1 protein-coding gene and 1 pseudogene are annotated in these 1,154 nt (G+C 59.9%); both read right to left on the bottom strand.

The window, feature by feature from the left end:
* Positions 1 to 201, bottom strand: a pseudogene (locus PDO_RS27280) (metallophosphoesterase family protein); the annotation flags it as partial.
* 2 nt (positions 202 to 203) lie between these two features.
* The coding region (locus tag PDO_RS15330; RefSeq protein ID WP_007603652.1) for a DUF3320 domain-containing protein at positions 204 to 1,154 on the bottom strand (951 nt) is incomplete at its 5' end.

Raw genomic sequence — 1,154 nt, 5'->3', positions numbered from 1 at the left:
TCTCACGTGAGGCGCGGGGGTCTCGGTATCGAAGGTATCACCTGCGAGCAGCACCGTCGTGGCGTTTTGCTCACGGGCGTGCTGTGCAAGCCGCGCGATGACGTCGTGTCTTGCTTCACGTAAACGGCCGGGCAAGTCGCCCGCGAAATTGCCAAAACGCTTTCCGAGATGAAGATCGCTGGAATGGATGAACCGGAACATGGCTACTCGAATGGTTGGGTGGTTGACACATGCGACCGCGCCAGAGCGAGTGCTTCGTCCAGCCGTGAGCGGGAAACAGCAGCAAGGCGTTCGACACCAAGCAGCCGCGCCAGATCACGCGTCGGATCTGGCTGATCCAGCAGATCTGGATTGTCGGAGACGACGGAGGCGAGTTCCGCAAGCGGTATATCGGCGATCGACCTGCGCGCTTCCTCGCTGGTCGGCTGCCGATAGGGCATGATCTTTGAAACGGTGCCCACCTTCCAGATGAATTCGCCGCTCGACTCCTTTGTCGTGTCATAACCGCGGAGGTGGAGATCTATCCGCTCCCGGATCCGCCCGCCCGTGCGCAACCAGCCATGCGCCCGGGATATACGCTGGGCAAGAATGTCTGCGCGCAACGGGCTTTCGGTTTCGATGACTGCCTCGATCATCCTGCGCAGGGTATCGCGATAGCCAAATTCAAAAAACTGATCTGGCTCGGCTCGGAAACTGGAAAGATCGGTGACCTTGTATCCCCGCTCGTTCGAAGTTTTGTCGCCGGTCAAGGTGGGAGTGGGTGGCATTTCCAGAGTTTGAGGCTCGCTGGACAGTGGCCGCGCCTCCGCAGAAACGCGTTCAGTCTCGAAGGCGACCGGCGGCAACACGATCGGCTCAACGGACGTTGTAGTATCGTCGATACGATTTTCTTCGGTCCCTTCAACCTCGTGTCCCATATCCCAACGGGTCACAGCGCTTTCTGTTTCTGCAGTACGACGTGCCCGGCTCTCCTCCAATAGGGCCTCCAGGCTGCCATGAAGCCGCTCGGCGCAGCCTGTGGCATCGAACCACCAATCGGTCGACCAGACGCGGAGTATGTTCCAGCCGAGACCTCTCAACACTTGTTCACGGACCTTGTCGCGGTCTCTGGCGGTGGCCGATCGGTGATACGTCGCCCCGTCGCATTCGATGCC

It is taken from the genome of Rhizobium sp. PDO1-076, from assembly GCF_000247475.1.
Taxonomy (GTDB): domain Bacteria; phylum Pseudomonadota; class Alphaproteobacteria; order Rhizobiales; family Rhizobiaceae; genus Allorhizobium.
This window is presented reverse-complemented; position numbering and strand designations above follow the sequence as displayed.